The organism is Sphingomonas caseinilytica, assembly GCF_023516455.1.
Taxonomy (GTDB): Bacteria; Pseudomonadota; Alphaproteobacteria; order Sphingomonadales; family Sphingomonadaceae; genus Sphingomicrobium; species Sphingomicrobium caseinilyticum.
In genome coordinates, this window is sequence record NZ_JAMGBA010000002.1 from 613,031 (window position 1) to 635,221 (window position 22,191).

Sequence of the window (22,191 nt, forward strand, 5' to 3'; positions counted from 1 at the left end):
GCCGCCTCATGACCGAAATTCCGAACGTTACGCTAGACAGCCGCTCCGACACGATCCTGTCGTCGCCCGACAAGATGGTGAAGGTTCGCGAGGCATTCGGGGTCGACAGCGACCTTGAAGTGCCGGCGTTCAGCGAGGCCGACGAGCGGGTTCCTGACCTCGACCCGGCCTATGTGTTCGATCCCGACACGACCATGGCGATCTGCGCGGGATTCGCGCGGAACCGCCGGGTCATGGTCCAGGGCTATCACGGCACCGGCAAGTCGACCCACATCGAGCAGGTGGCGGCGCGGCTCAACTGGCCCTGCATCCGCATCAACCTCGACGCGCACATCAGTCGTATCGACCTGATCGGCCGCGACGCAATCGTGCTTCAGGACGGGCAGCAGGTCACCGAGTTCCGTGAAGGGCTGCTGCCCTGGGCGCTGCAGCATCCGGTCGCGCTGGTATTTGACGAATATGACGCGGGGCGCCCGGACGTGATGTTCGTCATCCAGCGCGTGCTGGAAACCGACGGCAAGCTGACGCTTCTCGACCAAAACCGCGTGATCCGGCCGAACCCTGGCTTCCGCCTGTTCGCGACGACCAACACCATCGGCTTGGGCGATACGACCGGCCTCTACCATGGCACGCAGGCGCTGAATCAGGGCCAGCTCGACCGCTGGAACATCGTCACGACGCTCAATTACCTGCCGGCGGAGACCGAGGCGCAAATCGTCCTCGCAAAGTCCGGGGAATATGATCATGACGGCGGGAAGGAAGAGGTCGGCAAGATGGTCCAGGTGGCGAACCTCAGCCGCCAGGGCTTCATCAACGGCGACATCTCCACGGTGATGAGCCCGCGTACGGTCATCAGCTGGGCCCAGAATGCGCTGATCTTCGGCGACATCGGCTTCGCTTTCCGGGTGAGCTTCCTCAACAAGTGCGATGAGGCGGAGCGGCCGCTGATCGCCGAATATTACCAGCGCGTGTTCGGCAAGGACCTGCCTGAAAGCATCGCGCACCGCGCCTGACGGATGGCAGCACAGAACCCTCTCGACCGCTTCCGGACCGTGCTGGCGGGAGCGACGCGGGCCATTGCCGAGGATCCCGAAGCTGAGGTGGTCTTCGCCTCCGACGCCAGCGGCCAATCTCCGGGCAAGGTCGCGCGGGTGGTGTCGCCCGGGCCGGGCCTGGAGCCGAGGCTGATCGCGGAGGCTCGCGGCGCGGCGGATGCGCTGGCGCTGAGGCTCAAGCATCACGATCCGAAGTTGCATGCCTCGCGCGCACCGGGCGGCGACAGCGATGCTCGCGAAGTGTTCGATGCATTGGAACAGGCGCGAGTCGAGGGGCTCGGCGCTCGGTCGATGGATGGGATCAGGGCCAACCTCAACGATCTGGCGGAAGCGCGGGTACGGCTGGACGCGATCACCCGGGCGAGAACGGCGGAAGAGGTGCCGCTCGCCACTGCCGTGGGCTTGCTGGCGCGCCAGCGGTTGACCGGCGAGGCGCCGCCCGTGGCAGCGCGGGCTGGGCTCAAGCTGGTTGCTTCGTGGATCGAGGAGAAGGCCGGGGCAGAGCTGGATGCGCTGGCACTGACGATCGACGACCAGGCGTCTTTCGCGACGCTGTCGCGGCGACTGCTCGAGGATCTTGAGCTGGCGGCGGACGAGCCTTCCGACCAGGAACCGGACGAGGGCGGCGACGAGGGGCAGGGGGAGGATGAAGGCCCCGACGAGACTGATGACTCCGATACCGACGGCGCAGATGCAGGCGGAGAAATGGAAATGCGCTCCGAGGAAACGGAGCAGGACGATGGCGAAGACGAGAGCGCCGACAGCGAGGCCGACACGGAGGAAGGCGAGGCAGCCAGCGCCCAGGAGGGCGCCGACCAGGCGCGCGCCAACGCTCTTCGCCGGAATTGGCAGGACGAGCCGGTCACCGACTATCGGCCGTTCACGACCCGGTTCGACGAAATCGTCGCGGCGGCCGAGCTGTGCGATGAAGAGGAACTCACTCGACTACGCGCCTATCTCGACCAGCAGATGATGAGCCTGGGCGGGGTCGTAACCCGCCTCGCCAACCGCTTGCAGCGCAGGTTGATGGCTCAGCAAGCCAGAAGTTGGGATTTCGACCAGGAAGAAGGATTGCTCGATGCGGCGCGGCTGGCGCGCGTTATCGTCGCGCCCGCGCATTCGCTAAGCTACAAGGTCGAGCGCGAAACCGAGTTCAAGGACACGGTGGTCAGCCTGCTGATCGACAATTCAGGATCGATGCGGGGGCGGCCGATTTCGATCGCAGCGACCTGCGCAGACGTGCTTGCTCGAACCCTGGAGCGATGCGGCGTTGCGACCGAGATCCTCGGCTTCACGACGCGCGGTTGGAAAGGTGGCCAGAGCCGCGAACAATGGCTGTCCGAGGGACGCGTACCGCATCCGGGGCGCCTCAATGACCTTCGCCATATTGTCTACAAGCGGGCCGACGAACCCTATCGTCACGCCCGGCGGAGCCTCGGCCTGATGATGCGCGAGGGCCTGCTAAAGGAGAATATCGACGGAGAGGCGCTGCTATGGGCGCACAGCCGGCTGCTTGCGAGGCCCGAGGAGCGGCGGATCTTGCTGGTAATCAGCGACGGTGCACCGGTCGACGATTCGACCGCGTCGGCTAATGGCGGAACCTATCTTGAGCGACATCTTCGGCAGGTGATCGGGTGGATCGAAGGACGTTCGAATATCGAACTGGCGGCGATCGGGATCGGTCACGACGTCACGCGATACTATTCGCGTGCCGTGACGATCATGGATGCGGAACAGCTTGGCGGCGCTCTGATCGAGCAGCTCGCAGCCTTGTTCGACAAACGCTGATGCGAAAAAAATTGGGCCCGGAGCAACAACGCACTCCGGGCCCCCCTCGATACGCGACGCGAGGGATTTCAGTTCGCCGTCACCGGCGGTCAGACGAGGAAAAAGGGGGAAACCTCGTCCATGAGCTGCTTATGGCTGATTCGCAGTTGAACGGGGCTGAACGGGCCTTGCAGCATTCGTTAAGCAAAGCGTGTATTTTCAATGGGTTGCTAATGGCCTGTGCAGTTGCCGCAACCTATGCACCGATGCGCGAGATGCCACAGCGACCGGAATTACCGGCCGCCCAAACTGCCCTCACCTATCGACCGGCAGATGTGGCGCCTGTTCCCGGTCCGCTTCGAATTGTCGGGGCATGGGTGTTGACTACCGATGACCGCCGGTTCGGCGGCCTGTCGTCATTGACCTTGGACGAAGGCCGCTTTCTCGCGGTCAGCGACCGCGGCGCGGTAGCCCGCTTCGATCCTCCAACCAGCGCCGTGCCGGTCGCGGACATCGCGGATCTAAGAGCAGGGCCGGGGCCGTGGGGAAAGAAATGGTCGCGCGACGCCGAATCCCTGGCGCCGGACCCTGAAGGGCGCGGCTGGTGGATCGGCTATGAGCAGCGTCACTCGCTTTGGCTCTACGATCCCGGATTCAGCCGCGCCATTTCGAGCGTCGACCTGAATCGTGACGACTGGTGGGAAAATCGCGGGGCCGAGGCGCTGATCGCGGACGGCGATGGTCTGCTAGTGCTGGGAGAGAATGGTCGCGACGCTATGCGGGTCGAGCCAGCGGGCCTCCAGCGTTTGCCGGTGAAAGCCGACGCTGACGTGGCGGAAGCCGCCCGGGCTCCGGATGGAAACATATGGGTGCTGCTGCGATCGAAGAGCTGGAAGGGAATCGGCCAGCGGATCGCTCCTTTGGTTCGAACGGCAAGCGGTTATGCAGCAGGGCAGGGCTTTTCCCTGCCGAAGGGCGCGTTCGACAATTTCGAAGGGATGGCGATCGAGCCGCTTCTCGACGGGAACTGGCGCTTCTGGCTGGTCACCGACGACGGTCACCGGGTGATGGCGCGGACCTTGCTGGTCGCGCTCGACTATGTGCCGTCCGCCAGACACGACAAAAGCCCGGCGACTGGCGCCGGGCCTTCGAAGTAGCCGTCAGACCAAGCCCGAAGGCTCAAGCCGCGGCCTTAGCCTTCTTGGCGAGCTCGCGCTTCAGCTTGGCTGCACGCGGCGAGAGCTTGTCTTCGCTGGTCTTGGTCAGCCAATTGTCGAGGCCGCCGACATGCTCGACCGAGCGCAGGCCATGCGTCGAAACGCGCAGCTTGATGCTCTTCTCAAGCGCTTCCGAGATCAGCGTGACGTTCTGCAGGTTGGGCAGGAACGTACGCTTGGTCTTGTTGTTGGCGTGGGAAACATTGTTGCCCACCTGCCGGCCCTTGCCGGTCAGCTCGCAAACCCGCGACATGGAACACATCCTAATCTGAAGTGGGCGCAGAAGCGCCCGGAAAGCGCCGCCCGATACTAGGGGGAGGCCGATCCGTCAACCGACTCAAGGTCGCAATCGGGCAACTTCACGGGACAATGGTGCGTTTCCTCGCTCACATTGCCGGCAGCAAGAGGAAAAATTCATGCGCACAGTCCTGCTCATCCTGATCCTGGGGATTGTCGCCCTGATCGCATTGTTCGCGTCGGGCCTTATTAATGTTTCGCAGACTCGTGAGGCCCGAGCGCCGCAGGTCGAGGCGGTCGACGGATCGATTCGCGCCGAGGAGGGTCAGTCGCCAGCTTTTGAGGTACAGACGGGCTCGGTCCAGGTCGGAACGCGCGAAGCCAATGTCGCCGTGCCGAAAATTGAGGTAAAGCCTGGCCAGGCACAGGTGAAGGTGCCGAGCGTTGAGGTCCGCCAGGCCAGGGAAGGCGAGGGCAACGCCGCCAACTGATACTTTATTGCCGCGACTTGCAGGCATGACAGGACCGTCGCTCCGCTGTAGCGACCCGCCTGTCATGTCATTTCCGCTGCCATATCCCATGCGCCGGGCCCTGGACCTTGCCGCCGTCGCAGCGGATGCAGGGGAGGTGCCGGTCGGAGCGGTGATCACCAAAGGCGAGGAGATCATCGCCGAGGCGCGCAATGCGATGCGCGGGAACCTCGATCCCACGGCTCACGCCGAAATGGTCGCAATCCGGCACGCGGCCACACGGCTCGGGCAGCCAAGGCTCGACGGTTGCACGCTGTGGGTGACACTGGAGCCTTGCGCGATGTGCGCCGCGGCCATCGCCATATCACGGATCGATGCGCTGCGCTTCGCGGCGGAAGATCCCAAGGGCGGCGGGGTGGTCAATGGGCCGCGTTTCTTCTCGCAGCCGACCTGCCATCATCGGCCTGATGTACTTGGTGGGATTGGCGAAGACGAAGCAGCGGCCCAGCTGCGATCATTCTTCGAATCGCGGCGTGCATGAGACGTCAGCGATGGGTGCGGATATTGCTTTACTGGCTTGCGATCCTTGGCATCGCCCTTGCCAGCTGGCTGATGGGATCCCGGAGCCAGTTTGAGTTTTCGAACCTGATTACCGCGGTCGCATTCGCCGGACTCGCGGCCTATTTGGTCTGGTACAGATGGGACGTGGCGGCCGTCCTTGGCCAACGGCGACGTCTGTTGGCCAAGCGGAAACGTACTATCGCTGACGCCGCGAAGCGGTGCGAGGTCAGTAACCTGGCTGAGTTACCGGGACGACCTTGATTTCCACACGGCGGTTCTCGGCGCGACCGGCGTCGGTATCGTTCGTCGCGATCAGCTGGGTTTCGCCATAGCCGCGCGTGCCGATGCGGGCCCGCGCTACACCGCGCCCGGCGAGGTAATCGGCGACAGACTGCGCGCGCCGCTCGGACAGGGCCTGGTTATAAGCATCGCTGCCGGTCGAATCAGTGTGTCCCAGCACATCAATGTAGGTCTGGTTGTAGCTCGCAAGCGTTTGCGCGACCTGGTCGAGGGTCGACTGGAATTGCGGCTGGATGTTGGATTGATCGACCTGGAAGGTTATTCCGGAGGGCATCCTGAGGACCAGCTCATCGCCTTGCCGGTAGACGTCGACCCCGGTTCCGGCAGTCTGCCGCCGAAGCTCCGCCTCTTGCTGGTCCATGTAATTGCCGACAACGCCCCCGGCGAGTGCACCGATGCCGACACCGATGACCTTGGCGTTACGGTCATGATCGCCGCCGATCACGTCACCGAGCAAATAGCCGCCCAAGGCGCCCACGCCAATGCCGACCGCGGTCCGATTAATGGTCTGCTGACCGGTGTAGGGATCGGTCATGCAGGCGGTTGTAGCCAGGACCAATGCCATCGACGCTGCAGTGTACATCAAGGTTTGGCGACGCATCTTCACTCCCCGAAATTCATTCACATCAGATGTCCGAGGGAACAGCGTCTCCCGGCGACAGTTCCGCTGCCATATCGATCCGGTGCTTGCCCCCACATGAATTTGACGGCATGGAATCTCACTAACCTATGAGCGACGCGCTCCTTCCCTTCCCCTGGTTCGACCTGGTCCTGATCCTCGCACTGGTTGCGGTGAACGGGGTTCTGTCGATGAGCGAGCTGGCAATCGTCTCCTCACGCGAGGCGCGGCTGAAGGCGATGGCGAAATCTGGCTCGCGCGGCGCGAAGTGCGCATTGGACCTTGCATCGGAGCCTGGCCGCTTCCTGTCGACCGTGCAGATCGGCATCACGCTGATCGGGATTTTGGCCGGCGCCTATTCGGGTGCGAGCCTGGGCGAGCCGGTCGCGCAACGAATCGCGCGTCTTGGAATAGATGCCGAGACCGCCGAAACAGTCGGATTTGGTCTGGTCATCGTCGTCACAACCTTTGTGAGCCTCGTCATCGGTGAACTGGTTCCAAAGCAGTTCGCGCTGCGCAATCCCGAAGCCATCGCCGCGATCGTCGCCCGCCCGATGGGCTGGCTCAGCAAGATCACGGCGCCATTCGTTTGGCTTCTCGATCAGACGAGCGCGCTGATCTTCAGGCTGCTGGGACTGAACCGCGAAGCAAAGAATGTGGTTACGGCCGAAGAGCTTCAGCTGGTCGTGGCGGAAGCGCAAACGGCCGGGGTTCTCGAGGAAAACGAGCGCGCCATCATTTCAGGCATCGTCCGGCTTGCCGACCGGCCAGTGCGAGAGGTGATGACCCCGCGCACCGATATCGACTGGATCGACATCCGCTGCACCGGCCCGGAGATCAGGGCTGCGCTTTCCGAAACAACGCACAGCCGACTGCCGGTGGCGGATGGTTCGGTCGACAATATCGTCGGGGTCATTGCGACGCGCGATATGCTGACCGCGATGCTCGACGGGGAAGAGCTCAACCTTCAGCGCCTGACCAAGACAGCGCCGGTTATCCCGGACCTGATGGACGCCATGGACGCACTTGCGGTGCTTCGCTCCGCCGAGGTCCCGCTGGCGCTGGTCCATGACGAATATGGGCACCTGGACGGCATTGTGACGCCGGGGTCGATCCTCTCGGCGCTGGCCGGAGCATTCAAACATGATCTCGAGGAAGGCGACGAGCCGCCCTGTGTCGAGCGCGACGATGGAAGCTGGCTGGTTTCAGGTTCGGCCAACGCCGATGTGCTGTCCGACCGCATCGGGGTCAGCATGTCTGGAGACCGGGATTATTCGACCGTCGCCGGCTTCGCACTGTCAGTCCTGAAACGAATTCCCGAGACCGGCGAGGTCTTCAAGTTCGACGGCTTCCGGTTCGAAGTCGTCGACATGGACGGCAGGAAGATCGACAAGCTCCTTGTCAGTCGGCCGAAACGGCGCAGGTCGGAACAGGAAGAAGGCGAAGCCTCTTCGGCCTGACCGCTCAGAGCTTTCCGAACTTGCTTTCGTAGGCGCCGATGTCGCCACGGGCGAGGTAGCCCGCCTGCTCCTGGATACGATCCCGCTCGAAGCGGCCGCGGAACGCGCCGAGCGACGCATCGATCGTCTCCACCTGACCTTCGGACAGCTTGGCGATCTGATCGAACCGGGTGATGCCCCGCTCGTTGAGCATGGCGGCAAGCTTGGGCCCCACGCCTTTTAGTTGAAGCAAGTCATCGGGTGGTCCGGAGGCGCCCGGGAGCTCCTCATGGACCTTGGTACGAAGCAGATGGCCGGCGATATCGCTCGCTGCTGCCGCGGCCTCGTCCGCGATATTCTTGCCCTCGCTGGGTTTCTTCGGGGAGTGCGTCATGTGCGGCCTGAGCGGCACGCTGTCGCTAAGCCGGACATTCTGCTTTGGCCGAAAATAGAGGTAGCCGACGATGATGCCGATAAGCACCGCGACGAGGAGTACCGGCCAGTAGATTTGGAAGAATTCCATGCGCCCTAGATCCTTCTTTTCCACCGGTTCGCCCGGCGCCTGAGTTCGCCAATATAAGCCAACACGAAGCCAATCGCGAAGCCGACCAGTGCAAGTAGCTGAACTTCAACTGCCAAGGGAATCATCGTGCCGCCCCCGTTTCCTGTGGAAGGGACGCAGGATCCCATCGCACCTCGAGAACGCCCGGCGTTTCATCGAGCATGCGAACCAGCTCAGACCGCTGGAAATCGTCTGCCGGGCCGCTGAGGATCAGCCGGCGCGACAACGGGCCGCGCTGCAGTTTTGCCTGGATCATCGGCAGCTCATAATAGTCGAGGGTCCGGCGGGCTGTGGTCTCGACGTCGCTCGCCAGTCGTTCGCCCGCACCGAGGGGTCCATGCCACAGGCCGGCGAAGCCGATGGTGGCGGCAAGACCCAGCAGCACGATCGTCCGACGGTTCATGCGGTGCGCTCCAATTCCCGCCACCCGATATCGCGGCGATAGAAACCGTCCGCGAAATCGATGACCCCAATCGCTTGATAGGCTCGTTCCCGCGCTTCGCCGAGCCCCGCTCCTCGCGAGGTCACGGCGAGGACCCGGCCGCCGCTGGCGACCAGCTGTCCATCGGTCATTGCCGTGCCGGCCTGGAAAACGATGGCTCCGGATACCTGGCCGGCCTTGTCCAGGCCGTGGATGGCTCCGCCCTTGGCCGGCGTACCAGGATAGCCCTTGGCCGCCATGATGACCGTCATGGTCGTATCGTCCGACAGGCTCGGCGCGTCAAAGTCCGCCCCTGCCGCGACCCGGTGGAGCAATGCGGCGAAGTCGCCCTCGATACGGGGCATGATGGCTTCGCATTCGGGGTCCCCGAAGCGAACATTATATTCGATGAGCTTGGGTCCGTCCGACGTCAGCATCAGGCCGGCATATAGCACGCCGCTGAACGGTGTCCCCGCCTCGGCCATGGCCCGGGCGGTGGGTTCCACGATCTCCCGCATTGCCCGTGCTTCGAGATCGGGCGTTAGGACAGGTGCGGGAGAATAGGCGCCCATTCCGCCGGTATTGGGGCCGGTATCGCCTTCGCCAACCCTTTTGTGATCCTGGGCCGAAGCCAATGCGACTGTGCGGGCACCATCTACCAACGCGAAGAGGCTGGCTTCCTCGCCTTCTAGAAATTCTTCGATGACCATCGGACCGTCGCCGGCAGCGCGGATCGCTGCCTCGGCCTCTTCCCGGGTCATGGCGACCGTGACTCCCTTTCCAGCGGCGAGGCCATCGGCCTTGATGACGACGGGAATCGCGAAACGGCCGAGGGCGTCGAGGGCCTCGGACTCCCGTTCGACCCGGACATAGTCGGCGGTAGGAATTCCTACCCGGGCGCAAAGATCCTTGGTGAAACCCTTGGACCCCTCAAGCTGTGCCGCCGCGGCGCTAGGCCCGAACGTCGCAATGCCTACGGATCGAGCGGCATCGGCGACACCGGCGACGAGCGGCGCTTCCGGGCCGACGACGATCAGGTCAACCGAACGCTCCCTCGCCAGTCCGACCACCGCATTGGGGTCGCAGGGGTCGATGGCAACGCATTCCGCCCAGCGGGCAATGCCAGGATTGCCCGGCGCCGCGATCAGCGCATCGCAGCTTGGCGATTGCCTCAAGCGCCATGCCAGCGCATCTTCGCGCCCGCCCGAACCCAGCAGCAGGATGTTCATGCCTCTCCCCGACGATCTTGAAGCCAACCGCCTCCTAGCCGAGCAGGCGAGCGGCGACAACGCGCCCGCGCAGTCGGTCAGCGAACTGTCGGGGGCGCTGAAGCGGACCATCGAATCGGCGTTCGGATTTGTCCGGGTGCGGGGCGAGATCTCGGGCTGGAAGCGGCACGCCTCGGGCCATTGCTATTTCACACTGAAGGACGAGGCGGCCTGTATCGACGCGGTGATCTGGAAGGGGCAGGCGGCAAGCCTTGCCTTCCGCCCGGAGGACGGCGCGGAAGTGATCGCGACCGGCAAGCTCACCACTTACGCTGGACGGTCGAAATACCAGATCGTGGTCAACCGGATGGAGCTTGCCGGCGAAGGCGCGCTGATGGCCTTGCTGGACAGGCGGCGCAGGGCGCTTGCGGCGGAAGGGCTGTTCGACGAATCGAGGAAGCGCAGGCTACCCTTCCTTCCGCGCATCATAGGCGTAGTGACGTCGCCGACCGGCGCCGTAATCCGCGATATCCTCCACCGCCTGGAAGATCGCTGCCCGACCCATGTGATCGTGTGGCCCGTCCCAGTGCAGGGCGAGGGGTCGGCGGGTAAGGTCGCAGCAGCCATTCGCGGCTTCGCCAACATCGAACCGCGTCCCGACCTGTTGATCGTTGCCAGGGGTGGCGGGTCGATCGAGGACCTTTGGGCCTTCAACGAAGAAGAGGTGGTTCGCGCAGCGGCCGAATCGCCCATCCCGCTGATTTCCGCCGTGGGCCATGAGACGGATACGACACTGATCGACTTCGCATCCGACCGACGTGCACCGACGCCCACAGCCGCCGCGGAGATCGCCGTTCCGGTTCGGGCCGAGCTTGCGGCAATGCTTGGCGAGCTTGGCCATCGGATGTCGGCTTGCGTTACCCGCACGTCGGCCCGATCCGCCGAGAGGCTGGAGCTTGTGGCGGAGCGATGGCCGGAAGCCGCCAACCTTTTCGCGCCCTTCGCTCAGCGCATCGACGATTCGGCCGAACGCCTGCCGCGAGCGCTCGTCCAGCGAACGGCGCACGCCAGGGCGGACCTCGCGGAAGTCGCCCCGCGCCTCCAATCCCGCCTGCTCAGCGAGCGCGTGCACCGGGCGCAGGAGAAGCTGGCCGCGCTATGGCGGCTCGCCGACCTCGCCCATCCGGAACGTCCGCTGCAGCGTGGTTTCGTCAGGGTCACCGACCGGGCAGGCAAGACGATCATCCATGCGGCCGATGCGCGCGCCGCGGCCCAGATCGACCTGCATTTTGCCGACGGTCGGGTGGCTGCCCATGTTGGAGACGGGGCGGGTCCAATTCCCTTCCGTCCGGCCAAACGGCTTGAGCGAAAGGGCCGCGACACCTATCTGCCTGGTCAGGCAGACTTATTCGACTCCGAGGATTGACCAATGTTGATGGGCAGCGGCCATCGCGAAGCCAGGATCCACTATCTGGACAGCACGTTCCGGCTGCTTGCGGCGGGCGATCATGTTCGCTGCGCAATCACCGGTGTCGCCATCCCGCTGGATGAGCTGCGCTATTGGTCGGTCGCGCGGCAGGAGGCTTATGCCGACGCGGCAGCCAGCCTGGAGGCCGAGCGGCGCGCCGGCGCGATTTGAGAATCAGCCGACCCGCTTGCCCTTCACACCGCGCTTGTTGGTTCCGATCCGCAACACATAGCTGCCCAGCGTGCCGCGCTTGATCCAGATTTTGTCGCCGGAACGCGGCTCCCGCATGGTGCTGAAGGTTTCCGTCGTTTCCCAGACGGCATTGCCCTCGGCGATGGTCATCCGGAACTTGCCGTAGCCGATTCCACTCGCCTTCGTGACGGTCGATTCCAACGTGTCCGAAACTTCGTCCGCCGATTTGTCCCCGGAGAAGAAGGGCAGATTCGGCATTGCAAAACCGAACAGCGACTTCCGCGCCTTGCGAACCTCGGCCTTGTCGACCACAGCAACATCGCCGGTCTGCGCCGCAGTTACGAGAGCGGCGGCTTCCTTGTCGTAACAGGCCAGTCGTTGGGTCGGATCGGCGATCGCACGGCAAGCTTCCAGCGCGCCTACCAGGGGCGATTGCTTGGGCGGGTCCTTGGCCAATGCCGGTCCGGCAAGAAGTGCAATGACGACGATCGGCAACAGCTTGTTCATATAATCCCGCCCCTGGCTGGTTCGCCGCCGAAACTGACATGCAAGATGGCAAATTCAATCTGTGTTGCAAATGTCACAGCTCTGTCGCGAATTGCGCTGGCCCCTCTGCGATCCGTTGCCTCGACGCACAGCTTCACCCTAGGAAGAGGAGCATTTGTCGGCATGCCGACTGCGTAATTGCGTGCTCAATGCGCCGAAGAGCGCTTTGTAAGGGGAAGACAATGTCGAATCGAATTTATCGGGCTTCGCTGCTTGCGACGACCGTTATTGCGGGGATGGCTTACGCCTCTCCTGCGTTTGCGCAGGAAACGCCTCCGCCGGCCGAAAACACGGCCACTGACGACCAGGCTCCGGGCGTAACCACCCAGGAAGCCGCCGTCCAAGAAGCAGCATCCGAAGGCGAAGACATCGTCGTTACCGGTACGCTGATCCGCAACCCGAACCTCGAGCAGTCGACCCCGGTCAACGTGACCACGTCGGATGCGATCGAACTGAAGCAGTCGAACGTCGCTGAAGAAGTCCTGCGCGAACTGCCGGGCGTCGTTTCGTCCATCGGTTCGGCCGTCAACAACGGCAACGGCGGTTCGTCGTTCGTCGACCTTCGCGGCCTCGGCTCGATCCGCAACATCGTTCTGCTCGACGGCAACCGCCTGGTCCCGACCGGTCTCGCCGGCCGCGTCGACTTGAACAACGTCCCGCTGGCCCTGATCGAGCGCGTCGACGCGCTGACCGGCGCCGCCGTGACCACCTATGGTGCAGACGCCATCACCGGCGTCGTCAACTTCATCACCCGCAAGGACTTTGCCGGCATTGAAGTTGCGGCTTCGGAGCAGATCACCGAAAAGGGTGACGGCAACTACTTCCGTGCCGACCTTACTCTCGGCGCGAACTTCGATGACGGCCGCGGTAACGCGGTGGTGAGCTTCGGCTACCAGGAATCGGATCCCGTCTATCAGGGCGACCGTGACTTCTCGATCTTCCAGGTCAGCTCCTACTCGGGCGGCAATGCCGGTTCGGGAACGGCGGTTCCGTCGCGCTTCTCCGGTACCCGTGACATCGTCAATGCAACCTGCGCGCTCGTCGCTCCGCTTCCAGGCACGGGCAACCAGGGCGTCAGCCAGATCAACTGGGGCGGCGATCCGAACACGAACTGCCAGGGTGCTGCTGCAACGGGCAACTATGCCCCGTTCAACTTCAACCCGTACAACATCTTCCAGACGCCGTTTAAGCGCTACAACATCTTCGGCCAGGCCAATTATGAAGTGTCTGACGCCGTAGAGGTTTATGGCCGCGGTCTGTTCTCGAAGAACACGGTCAGCACCATCATCGCTCCGTCGGGATCGTTCGGCGGCGCGGTACCGATCAACCTTAACAACCCGTTCCTGCCGGCGACCCTGCGTAACCAGTTCTGCGCATTCGACGTCAATCCGTCGGCAACGGTCTACACGCCGCGCTTCACGCAGGCCGAGTGCGACGCAGCTGCAGTGGCTACCGGCCCGAGCGATCCGAATTATCGTGTCGCTGGTGGAGCAAGCGTCTTCGTGCCGTTCGACATCAACGGCAACGGCGTGATTGCAACCCACCCGATCACGGGTGCGATCACCGAAGGTTACCAGACCAATCCGGGCATCACGCTCAACCGTCGTACGACCGAAGTCGGACCGCGCCTCAGCGACTTCCAGACGACCACATTCGACTCGCGCATCGGGCTTCGCGGTCCGCTGACGAGCACGGTCGACTGGGATGTCTCGGGCGCCTACGGTCAGTCGGAAAACATCCAGGAAATCGGTGGTTACACGCTGCAGTCGCGCTTCCGGGCCGGCAGCGTCGTGCAGGGCACGCTTGCCAACCCGACCTGCGCCACGGTTGCGGGTCAGCCAGCTTGCGTTCCGCTCGACATCTTCGGTCCCGAAGGTTCGCTCACGCCGGCAATGGTCGACTTCCTCAACGAGTCGAGCACGACGCGGGTCAAGACTGAGCTTGGCCAGCTCCGCGGCGTCATCTCGGGTGACGTCGGTTACTCGCTGCCTTGGGCCGCTCAGCCGATCGGCTTCGCGGTTGGCACCGAGTTCCGCAAGTATAAGGGCGAGCAGTCGGCCGACATCCTGTCGCAGACTCCGGGCGAACTGGGCGGCGCCGGTGGCGCAACCCCGAACGTCAAGGGCGGCTATTCGGTCTACGAAGGCTTCGGCGAGCTCATCGCTCCGTTGGTCGAGGACAAGGAGTTCTTCGAGAGCCTGACCCTCGAAGCTGGCGTCCGTTACTCGAAGTATGAGGTCGACGGCGTTGATGGCGGCACCAACACCTGGACCTGGAAGGCCGGCGGTAGCTGGGAACCGGGTTATGGCGTCAAGATCCGCGGTAACTACAGCAAGGCGGTTCGCGCTCCGAACCTCGGCGAACTCTTCACGCCGCTGTCGGTCGGTCTCACCAACCTGGGTATCGATCCCTGCGCTGGTGCGGCTCCGACGCTCGATGCGAACCTCAACGCGGTTTGCCAGGCGCAGGGCGCTCCGGCAGGTGCGATCGGCCTGATCACCAACCCGACTGCGGCCCAGGCCAACGCGGTGTTCGGTGGCAACATCAACCTGGATCCGGAAACGGCCAAGACCTGGACGCTCGGCGTCGTGTTCCAGCCGGAATTCCTGCCCAGGTTCTCGGTCTCGCTCGATTACTACAACATCCGGGTGAAGGACGTTATCGGCACCAAGCTGCCGGGTGACGCGATCAATGAGTGCTTCGGTGACATCACCGCTGCCAGCGTAAACAATCCGGCTTGTACGATTATCGTTCGTAACCCGATCACCGGCGGTCTCGACGGCGATCCGGCAACCACTCCGGGCCTGTTCCTTCAGACGACTAACCTCGGTGAACTGTTCACCGACGGTGTCGACCTGATCGCGAACTACCGGACGGATGTCGGCTTCGGCGACCTGGCTCTGTCGTTCGTCGGTAACTGGACGAACAATTCGGAGTACAACGCCAACGCTGCCAACCCGGATAGCTTCTTCCGTGAATGCGCTGGCCACTACAGCGTCAACTGCTCCTTCACTGGCTCGATCCAGCCGAAGCTGCAGTTCTCGCAGCGTACCACGCTCACCATGGGCAAGGTCGACCTGTCGCTCCTGTGGCGCTGGATCGACAAGGTCACGCTCGAGCCGCTGCAGATCCAGTCGGACCTCGAAGCGGCGATCGCGGCCGGTGTCAGCCCGACGACGGGTTGCCCGGATCCGACCGGCGCCGATCCGAACGGCTGCATGATCGAAGAAGAGTTCCGTTCGATCCCGTCGGAGCACTATTTCGACCTGACGGCTCGCTTCAACGCGACCGACAACATGACCTTCACTGCGACGGTCCAGAACCTGTTCGACAACCAGCCCAAGGTGGTTGGCAACACGATCGGTTCGACGACCTTCAACAGCGGTAACGTCTTCCCGTCGACCTACGACGCTCTGGGACGCCGTTACGCGGTCAGCGCAAAGCTGAAGTTCTAAAGACTTCGGTTAGTTAAAGGGGAAGGGCGGGCAGAAATGCCCGCCCTTTTTCTATGCCCGGCGTCTCTTGATGCGAGGCGCGGCCGGAGGCACGGCAATCCAGGCTGGATTGCTTCGTTTTGCTCGCACTGACGGAAGGGGCCAGTCAGGCCAGTGGAAATGGCAATTCCAACGAAACGCCACGGCGTTCACCGACGACGCGAATCCATTCGGCGACCTTTTCAATTTCGTCACCATAGACTTCGCGGGCTCTAGCCTGGTCGAGCTGTCGCTCGCCCCGTTCGAAGCCGGCGCCCGACTTGCTGTTACGGCTGATCGCCGGATGACCGGCGTATTCCGCCGGAGCTGCGGTCTTAAGACCGAAATGTGATGCAACCTTGGCCACCGACGCAGCCGGATCGCCGGTTAGCTTCTCGCTATCCTGGCTTGCTATCCGGTCGGCCCCGAAATGCTTGGCTATCCGATGGAACTGCATCTGCTGGGCCAGCCAGCCGACCCCGGCAACCTGCAGATCGGTCTGGCGAAGGAAATCGCGTGGCTCGAAACCCAGATCGACCATGCCTTGTTGCAACAATCTTTCCAGCAGCTCCCGCGCCCAAAGCCGGCACCACATGCCCTTCCGGGCAATAGACAGCAGAAACTCTTCCAGCGGGGCATGAAGCAGAAGTGCCTTGGACTCCGGACGCAGTCCAAGAGCGCCAAGGGCAAGGCCATTGAAGACATTGGACGGCTTGACGACGACCGCCTCGCCGGGCGCCCAAGGTCGAGAAAGCTGCCCGAGCACATTGTCCATCACCCTGGCCTGTATCTGGACATCGGCGCCGCGTGATCGCCAACCGACCATGTCGTTCAGGATGACAGGTTCTGATATGCCCATTGCGCTGCCGGGGACATCCAGCGCCCGAACGAGCATCGTCGAGGCGCAATAGGCGGAATGGAAGATGAAGTGGATGGGCGCCTGTTCGCCCAGCAGTCCTGCCGCCTCATCGCGAGGGATAACGACTGGATTTTCTTCCTTGCCCAGATAGTCATCGGTAGCGAAACCGACTTCAGCATGTCGGCCGCGCGTCACGTGCCGATACTGAAACGTATCGGCCTGTTCGTCGTAACGGTGCGCGAGCCATTCGGGATCGGCTACGATATCGGCGGCGCTATACGTCATCTTCCTGACCTTGCCGTCAGCCCCGCCCGCTGGCAAGCAACCGGAATGTCACAAACGGTCCAGCAAGCCGCAGCCGCCAATAGCCAAGGCATGAATGCCTTGCGCCAAGGCGATTTCGGCGCCGCGGCGAAGTATTTCGAACAGGCCGTTGCGGCTGATCCCCATTCCGGGGCTCTGCTGCGCAATCTCGCTTCGGCACATCGCGGGGCCGGCAACGACGAGGCTGAGCTCAATGCCCTGGATCAGGCGCTCGATATCGACAGGCGGGACCTCGTCGCATGGATGAGGAAGGCCGAACTTCACCAGCGCCGCGAGGAGAAGGGGGAAGCCTTCCAGGCCTGGAATGTGGCACTGCAGCTTGCCGAACCGCTTCGACCGTGGAGCGGCCCGATGGCGGAAGCCCTTGCTCTGGGTCAGGCCTTTGCCGGCAATGCCGGCCAGGTCATCCGCGCATCAGTGGAATCGGCAATGGCGCCGATGCAGGACGATCTCGGCGAGACTGAACGTCGCCGGGTGAAGGCATTCGTCGACATAGCGGTGGGCCAGCGGCGGATCTTCGCCAATGAATGCCATGGGCTGTGTTATCCCTTCCTGCCGGCCGACGAGTTCTTCGACGAGGGCCATTTTCCATGGTTCGGCGAACTGGCTGCCAAGACGGAAGCCATTCGTGACGAGCTGATCGAGTTGATGAAGGATCCGGGCGAGGCGCTTAGGCCTTACGTCAACATGGAGTCGGGGATCGGGGATAATAAGTGGAGCGGCCTCGACCATAGTCTTGATTGGGGAGCGATATTCCTTTGGGAATATGGAGCGCCCAACAAACCGGTCCTCGAGCGATGCCCGGAAACAGCGGCGATACTCGATTCGCTGCCCGGGGCGAAGATACCTGGCCGGGCGCCGAGCGCCTTCTTCTCGATGCTGAAGCCGAGGACACGGATACCGCCGCATACCGGCGTCACGAACACCCGTGCGATCATTCACCTGCCGCTGATCGTCCCCGGCGGCTGCGGCTTTAGAGTGGGGGGCGATACTCGCCCCTGGGTCGTCGGTAAGCCGTTCGCATTCGACGATACCATCGAGCATGAAGCATGGAACGACAGTGACGAACTGCGCGCCGTGCTGATCTTCGATGTGTGGAATCCGCACCTTTCGAAGCAGGAGCAGGATGCTATCGCGCGCTATTATGCGGCCGCTGACTCTGCAGGCTATAATCCGCAATTGAGCGAATAGCTGTTCATCCCAAGTCGATTTGGAGTATGGGATATGAGCTGTCCGATACGGCAAGCTCTGGGGATGGAGCATGTCAATTTGTATCGAAGGAGCTTGAAATGCGGGTTGTTTCTATCGTCGCGTTGGGCCTTTTAATCACCGCTCCGGCAATTGGAGCGGAAAGTCAGGCGCCGAGCCGGTCACCGACACAAATGTCGCCGAGCGAAATCAAGGCGCATAACGCGTCTCTTGACGCCACCGATCCCAATTACATCAAATGCCGCAAGTCGGAAGTGATGGGGTCATTGGTCAAGAAGCAGCGCACCTGCCGTACCAACGCGCAATGGAAGGAAGCCAATGCGCTGGGTAATGAAGGCACGCGAGACATGGTCGAGGGCTTTGCAAGGTCCGGCGGCTCAAACGGCAATTAGGTTTGGTCAAAAGGGCGCGATTGGGGCGCGCCCAAAAGATAGAGGGAAGCTGATATGCGTCTTGTCCTTGTTGCCGCACTGAGCCTTTGCATGGCCGCGCCTGTTGCTGCGGGCGGTGACAAACAGCCGCCGGACCGGATGCCGTCCGAAATGACCCCGACCGAGATCAAGGCCTACAATGCCGATATCGAGCGCAGTCATCCTTACTACATTACCTGCCGGAAGACCGAGGTCATGGGCTCGCTCGTCAAGAAGCTTCGCGTCTGCCGCACCAACGATCAGTGGCGCGAAGCTTCGTTCAAGGGCAATGAGAACGCCGCCGACACGCTCGAAGCGATGCGCCGGGCGCCGGTCAACAGCAGCAATTAGGCCGCTCAGGCGGGCTGGAGTACCAGTCCGCCGTCGCCTTCATCGACTTTGACCGTGGAGCCGTCGGACACCCGTCCGGCGAGGATTTCGTCGGCCAAGGGATCTTGCAGATATTTCTGGACGGCACGCTTCAACGGGCGTGCGCCATAGACCGGGTCGTATCCGACGCGGCCGAGCCATGCCCGCGCTGCGTCGGAGAGGTCGAGGTGGATCTTGCGGTCGTCGAGCAGCTTTTGGAGCCGCTTCACCTGGATATCGACGATCGGGCCCATATGGCTGGCCGATAGCCGGTGGAACAGGATGATCTCGTCCAGCCGGTTGAGGAACTCCGGCCGGAAATGGCCGCGCACAACCTCCATCACCTGCGCTTCGACATTGGTCGGATTCTCATCCTCGCCGAGCGAGGCGAGATATTGCGAGCCGAGGTTCGATGTCAGGATGATGATGGTGTTAGTGAAGTCGACCGTGCGGCCCTGGCCGTCAGTCAGCCGGCCGTCGTCGAGCACCTGCAGAAGGATGTTGAAGACGTCGCCGTGAGCTTTCTCGACCTCGTCGAACAGCACGACCTGATAAGGCCGGCGCCGGACAGCTTCGGTCAGTACGCCGCCTTCCTCATAGCCGACATAGCCGGGAGGCGCGCCGATCAGGCGGGCGACGGCGTGCTTCTCCATAAATTCCGACATGTCGATGCGGACCATCGCGCCGGGATCGTCGAACAGGAATTCGGCGAGCGCCTTGGTAAGTTCGGTCTTGCCGACGCCGGTGGGGCCCAGGAACAGGAAGGAGCCGAGCGGGCGGTTGGGGTCCTGGAGACCAGCGCGAGCGCGGCGGACGGCCGCCGAAACGGCTTTCACCGCATCGGCTTGCCCGATGACCCGGGCGCCGATCGCCTCCTCCATGTTGAGCAGCTTCTCGCGCTCGCCCTCCATCATCCGCTCGACCGGAATTCCGGTCCAGCGGCTGACCACGGCGGCAATGTCCTGGTCGGTCACTTCCTCGCGAAGCATGGCGCCCTTTGACGCCTGAGCAGCGTCGGAAAGCTGCTTCTCCAACTCGGGGATGCGGCCGTATTGAAGCTCGCCGGCCTTGGCGAGGTCGCCGCTGCGCTGCGCCTGCTCAAGCTCGATCCGGGCGGCGTCGAGCTGCTCCTTGATCTTGGCTTCGCCGGCGATCTTTTCCTTCTCCGCCTGCCAGCGGGTGGTGAGTTCGGTCGACTGCTGCTCGAGGTTGGCGAGCTCCTGCTCCAGCACCTTCAGCCGGTCCTTGGAGGCCGCGTCGCTTTCCTTCTTCAGCGCCTCTCGCTCGATCTTCAGCTGGATGATGCGGCGGTCGAGATTCTCGATCTCCTCAGGCTTGGATTCCACTTCCATGCGAAGCCGGCTGGAGGCTTCGTCCATCAGATCGATCGCCTTGTCCGGCAAGAAGCGGTCGGTGATGTAGCGGTTGCTCAGCGTCGCTGCTGCGACGAGGGCGGCGTCGGTTATGCGGACGCCGTGGTGCAGTTCATATTTTTCCTTGAGCCCGCGCAGGATCGAGATGGTGTCGGGGACGGTCGGTTCGCCGACGAACACCGGCTGGAAGCGACGTTCCAGCGCCGCATCCTTTTCGACGTGCTTGCGATACTCATCCAGCGTGGTCGCGCCGATGCAGTGCAGCTCGCCTCGGGCAAGCGCGGGCTTCAGCAGGTTGGACGCGTCCATGGCGCCTTCGCTCTTCCCGGCGCCGACCAGCGTGTGCATTTCGTCGATGAACAGGATGATGTCGCCCGCGGCCTGTTTCACCTCGTCCAGAACGCCCTTCAGCCGCTCTTCGAACTCGCCGCGATATTTTGCGCCGGCAATGAGCGAGCCCATGTCGAGCGACAGCAGGCGGCGGTCCTTGAGGCCGTCCGGAACGTCGCCGTTGGCGATACGCAGCGCCAGCCCTTCGGCGATGGCGGTCTTGCCGACGCCCGGCTCGCCGATGAGGACGGGATTGTTCTTGGTGCGGCGGGCCAGGACCTGGATGGTGCGGCGGATTTCCTCGTCGCGGCCGATGACCGGATCGAGCTTGCCCTCGCGTGCAACAGCTGTGAGGTCGCGTGCATATTTCTTCAGCGCGTCATAGCGATCCTCGGCGCCCTGCGTGTCGGCCGTGCGACCGCCGCGTAGCTTGTCGATCGCCGCATTGAGGTTCTGCGGGGTGAGGCCAGCCTTCGCCAGCGCGCCACCGACGTCGCTATTCTTGGCCAGCGCCATCGCCAGCAGAATGCGCTCGACCGTGACATAGCTGTCGTTGGCCTTGGTCGCGATTTCCTGCGCCTGATCGAGCAGCCGAATGAGGTCGCCGTCGATGCCGGGAGCCTGGGTCGCGCCGCTGCCCGTCACCGCCGGCTGCTTGGCGACCAGCGCATCGATTTCACGCCGTGCCGCGGCTCCGTCGCCGCCGGCGGCATTGATCAGGCCGACCGCCATTCCCTGCTCGTCGTCGAGCAACGCCTTGGCATAATGGGCCGGCGTGATCCGCTGGTGATTTTCCCTGACCGCGATGGTTTGGGCCGCTTGCAGGAAGCCTCGGGCGCGGTCGGTCAGTTTCTCAAGATCCATGGATACCCCTCGGTTTTGAGGCCATGTGGTGTGTTAGCCCTGCAACACAAGTCCCAACAATATCAATGTTGCGGCGCAAGAGGGTCAGGCGGAGATATCGACTGATCGGCGGGCGCTCGTTCGGAAGGCTGCGGCACCTGTTCGGCCTTGACTGCTTCGAGAGCCGTTGCCTCCGGCGCCGTGGTCACTTGCGGCTGGGGAAGGGCCCGGCCAACGCTCGCAAAGTCCGGCGGCCGGACGATCGGCGGGCAATGAGATGCGACCGCCGGATCCATGTTCCACCGGCGATATTTCGTCGTGTCCACGTGGAAGCGGAGGAATGCATAGAAGCCCAGCCCAACGCCATAAGCCGGACCGCGACGCCCGTGCGCGGTGCACAAGGTCTGCATCAGCTGCTCGCGCGTGGTCTGACGGAGCGGGACCAAATCGATCGCCGAATAATGTTTGTGTGCGCTTTCCGGAGCGCCGCCTGCGCAGACGTTTAGGGCCGGATTGCGGTAAGCCGAAACCGGCTCGACCGGGCCGACCGCCGGAATGACATAGTCGCGAACGTAGCGGAGGGTCTGGACGATGTTGGGCCATTCGCTGGTCGGCGGAATCTCGAACGGCTGTCCGGCGCATCGCTGCCACGCAGTCGCCGTCCGGAACAGCTGCCAGGTGGGGACGATGCCCGCGACGTCATAGGTGCTGAGGTATTCATTGAACATCTTGACCTGGTACGACCGCGAAGGGAGCGCCATGAACCAGGAGCGGTAGCCAAGCTCGTCCTGCCCGGCGGTTATATATTCGGAAGCCGGGTCCCAATGCGGCGACTCCGGCGTGCCCTGCGCGAGCGTTGGTGATGCAAGCAGAAGCGACAGGATCAGGGCCAGCAAGCGGATCATTTCCCATTGAAACTCCGCAGCGATTGAAAAGCAA

Annotated in this window: 21 protein-coding genes; 12 read left to right on the top strand and 9 right to left on the bottom strand. The window is 63.2% G+C overall.

Annotation, left to right across the window (positions count from 1 at the left end):
* Positions 1-8: 8 nt before the first annotated feature.
* The 3 genes from cobS (at position 9) to LZ496_RS09645 (ending at position 3,979) form a co-directional block, all read left to right on the top strand.
* Positions 9-1,013, top strand: a complete 1,005-nt coding sequence (gene cobS / locus LZ496_RS09635) for a cobaltochelatase subunit CobS (protein WP_249904412.1) — start codon at positions 9-11, stop codon at positions 1,011-1,013.
* 3 nt (positions 1,014-1,016) lie between these two features.
* Complete coding sequence (gene cobT, locus LZ496_RS09640; protein ID WP_249904413.1) at positions 1,017-2,843, top strand: cobaltochelatase subunit CobT; 1,827 nt, start codon at positions 1,017-1,019, stop codon at positions 2,841-2,843.
* A gap of 245 nt (positions 2,844-3,088) precedes the next feature.
* Entirely contained in the window at positions 3,089-3,979 is an 891-nt protein-coding gene (locus tag LZ496_RS09645) for an esterase-like activity of phytase family protein (RefSeq protein WP_249904414.1), read from the top strand.
* A 22-nt stretch (positions 3,980-4,001) separates the two neighbouring features.
* Here the strand turns inward: LZ496_RS09645 and rpmB are convergent, their stop codons facing one another.
* Entirely contained in the window at positions 4,002-4,292 is a 291-nt protein-coding gene (gene rpmB, locus LZ496_RS09650) for a 50S ribosomal protein L28 (protein WP_249904415.1), read from the bottom strand.
* Positions 4,293-4,455: 163 nt separating this feature from the next.
* Between rpmB and LZ496_RS09655 the strand changes: the two genes are divergently transcribed.
* Together LZ496_RS09655 and LZ496_RS09660 are read left to right on the top strand one after the other, a co-directional pair.
* Positions 4,456-4,767: a hypothetical protein gene (locus tag LZ496_RS09655; protein ID WP_249904416.1), complete on the top strand. Its 312-nt coding sequence runs from the start codon at positions 4,456-4,458 to the stop codon at positions 4,765-4,767.
* An 88-nt stretch (positions 4,768-4,855) separates the two neighbouring features.
* Positions 4,856-5,287, top strand: coding sequence for a nucleoside deaminase (locus tag LZ496_RS09660; RefSeq protein WP_249904417.1), 432 nt, complete (start codon positions 4,856-4,858; stop codon positions 5,285-5,287).
* Positions 5,288-5,533: 246 nt separating this feature from the next.
* Here the strand turns inward: LZ496_RS09660 and LZ496_RS09665 are convergent, their stop codons facing one another.
* Complete coding sequence (locus tag LZ496_RS09665; protein ID WP_249904418.1) at positions 5,534-6,208, bottom strand: OmpA family protein; 675 nt, start codon at positions 6,206-6,208, stop codon at positions 5,534-5,536.
* Positions 6,209-6,336: 128 nt separating this feature from the next.
* On the opposite strand from LZ496_RS09665, the gene LZ496_RS09670 reads away from it, so the two are divergent.
* Positions 6,337-7,686, top strand: a complete 1,350-nt coding sequence (locus LZ496_RS09670) for a hemolysin family protein (RefSeq protein WP_249904419.1) — start codon at positions 6,337-6,339, stop codon at positions 7,684-7,686.
* Between the two features lie 4 nt (positions 7,687-7,690).
* Here LZ496_RS09670 and LZ496_RS09675 read toward each other — a convergent pair whose 3' ends face one another.
* The 3 genes from LZ496_RS09675 to purD all read right to left on the bottom strand — a co-directional run bounded on the left by LZ496_RS09675 (position 7,691) and on the right by purD (position 9,877).
* Complete coding sequence (locus tag LZ496_RS09675) at positions 7,691-8,188, bottom strand: hypothetical protein (protein ID WP_249904420.1); 498 nt, start codon at positions 8,186-8,188, stop codon at positions 7,691-7,693.
* A gap of 121 nt (positions 8,189-8,309) precedes the next feature.
* Positions 8,310-8,630 (bottom strand): hypothetical protein, encoded by a 321-nt coding sequence (locus LZ496_RS09680; RefSeq protein ID WP_249904421.1) that lies wholly within the window; start codon positions 8,628-8,630, stop codon positions 8,310-8,312.
* Positions 8,627-9,877 (bottom strand): phosphoribosylamine--glycine ligase, encoded by a 1,251-nt coding sequence (gene purD, locus LZ496_RS09685; RefSeq protein WP_249904422.1) that lies wholly within the window; start codon positions 9,875-9,877, stop codon positions 8,627-8,629. Before purD ends, LZ496_RS09680 begins: the two co-directional genes overlap by 4 nt.
* Between purD and xseA the strand changes: the two genes are divergently transcribed.
* Both xseA and LZ496_RS09695 read left to right on the top strand, forming a co-directional pair.
* The gene (xseA, locus tag LZ496_RS09690) at positions 9,870-11,282 is read left to right on the top strand and encodes an exodeoxyribonuclease VII large subunit (protein ID WP_249904423.1); all 1,413 of its coding nucleotides are present in this window, start codon (positions 9,870-9,872) and stop codon (positions 11,280-11,282) included. The two genes, purD and xseA, sit on opposite strands and share 8 nt — an antisense overlap.
* A 3-nt stretch (positions 11,283-11,285) precedes the next feature.
* Complete coding sequence (locus tag LZ496_RS09695; protein WP_249904424.1) at positions 11,286-11,495, top strand: DUF2093 domain-containing protein; 210 nt, start codon at positions 11,286-11,288, stop codon at positions 11,493-11,495.
* Positions 11,496-11,498: 3 nt separating this feature from the next.
* Here the strand turns inward: LZ496_RS09695 and LZ496_RS09700 are convergent, their stop codons facing one another.
* On the bottom strand, positions 11,499-12,023 hold the full coding sequence (locus LZ496_RS09700) for a type VI secretion protein (protein WP_249904425.1): 525 nt from the start codon (positions 12,021-12,023) through the stop codon (positions 11,499-11,501).
* A 221-nt stretch (positions 12,024-12,244) separates the two neighbouring features.
* Between LZ496_RS09700 and LZ496_RS09705 the strand changes: the two genes are divergently transcribed.
* Complete coding sequence (locus LZ496_RS09705) at positions 12,245-15,517, top strand: TonB-dependent receptor domain-containing protein (protein WP_249904426.1); 3,273 nt, start codon at positions 12,245-12,247, stop codon at positions 15,515-15,517.
* Between the two features lie 145 nt (positions 15,518-15,662).
* Here the strand turns inward: LZ496_RS09705 and LZ496_RS09710 are convergent, their stop codons facing one another.
* Positions 15,663-16,679, bottom strand: coding sequence for a hypothetical protein (locus LZ496_RS09710; RefSeq protein ID WP_249904427.1), 1,017 nt, complete (start codon positions 16,677-16,679; stop codon positions 15,663-15,665).
* A 45-nt stretch (positions 16,680-16,724) separates the two neighbouring features.
* On the opposite strand from LZ496_RS09710, the gene LZ496_RS09715 reads away from it, so the two are divergent.
* From LZ496_RS09715 to LZ496_RS09725, 3 genes are all read left to right on the top strand, one after another.
* The gene (locus tag LZ496_RS09715) at positions 16,725-17,909 is read left to right on the top strand and encodes an aspartyl/asparaginyl beta-hydroxylase domain-containing protein (RefSeq protein ID WP_249904428.1); all 1,185 of its coding nucleotides are present in this window, start codon (positions 16,725-16,727) and stop codon (positions 17,907-17,909) included.
* Positions 17,910-18,007: 98 nt separating this feature from the next.
* The gene (locus LZ496_RS09720) at positions 18,008-18,319 is read left to right on the top strand and encodes a hypothetical protein (protein WP_249904429.1); all 312 of its coding nucleotides are present in this window, start codon (positions 18,008-18,010) and stop codon (positions 18,317-18,319) included.
* Positions 18,320-18,373: 54 nt separating this feature from the next.
* Positions 18,374-18,688, top strand: a complete 315-nt coding sequence (locus tag LZ496_RS09725; RefSeq protein WP_249904430.1) for a hypothetical protein — start codon at positions 18,374-18,376, stop codon at positions 18,686-18,688.
* 5 nt (positions 18,689-18,693) lie between these two features.
* On the opposite strand, the gene clpB is transcribed toward LZ496_RS09725, so the two are convergent.
* On the bottom strand, positions 18,694-21,273 hold the full coding sequence (clpB, locus tag LZ496_RS09730) for an ATP-dependent chaperone ClpB (protein ID WP_249904431.1): 2,580 nt from the start codon (positions 21,271-21,273) through the stop codon (positions 18,694-18,696).
* 62 nt (positions 21,274-21,335) lie between these two features.
* The gene (locus tag LZ496_RS09735) at positions 21,336-22,157 is read right to left on the bottom strand and encodes a D-Ala-D-Ala carboxypeptidase family metallohydrolase (RefSeq protein ID WP_249904432.1); all 822 of its coding nucleotides are present in this window, start codon (positions 22,155-22,157) and stop codon (positions 21,336-21,338) included.
* Between the last annotated feature and the right edge of the window lie 34 nt (positions 22,158-22,191).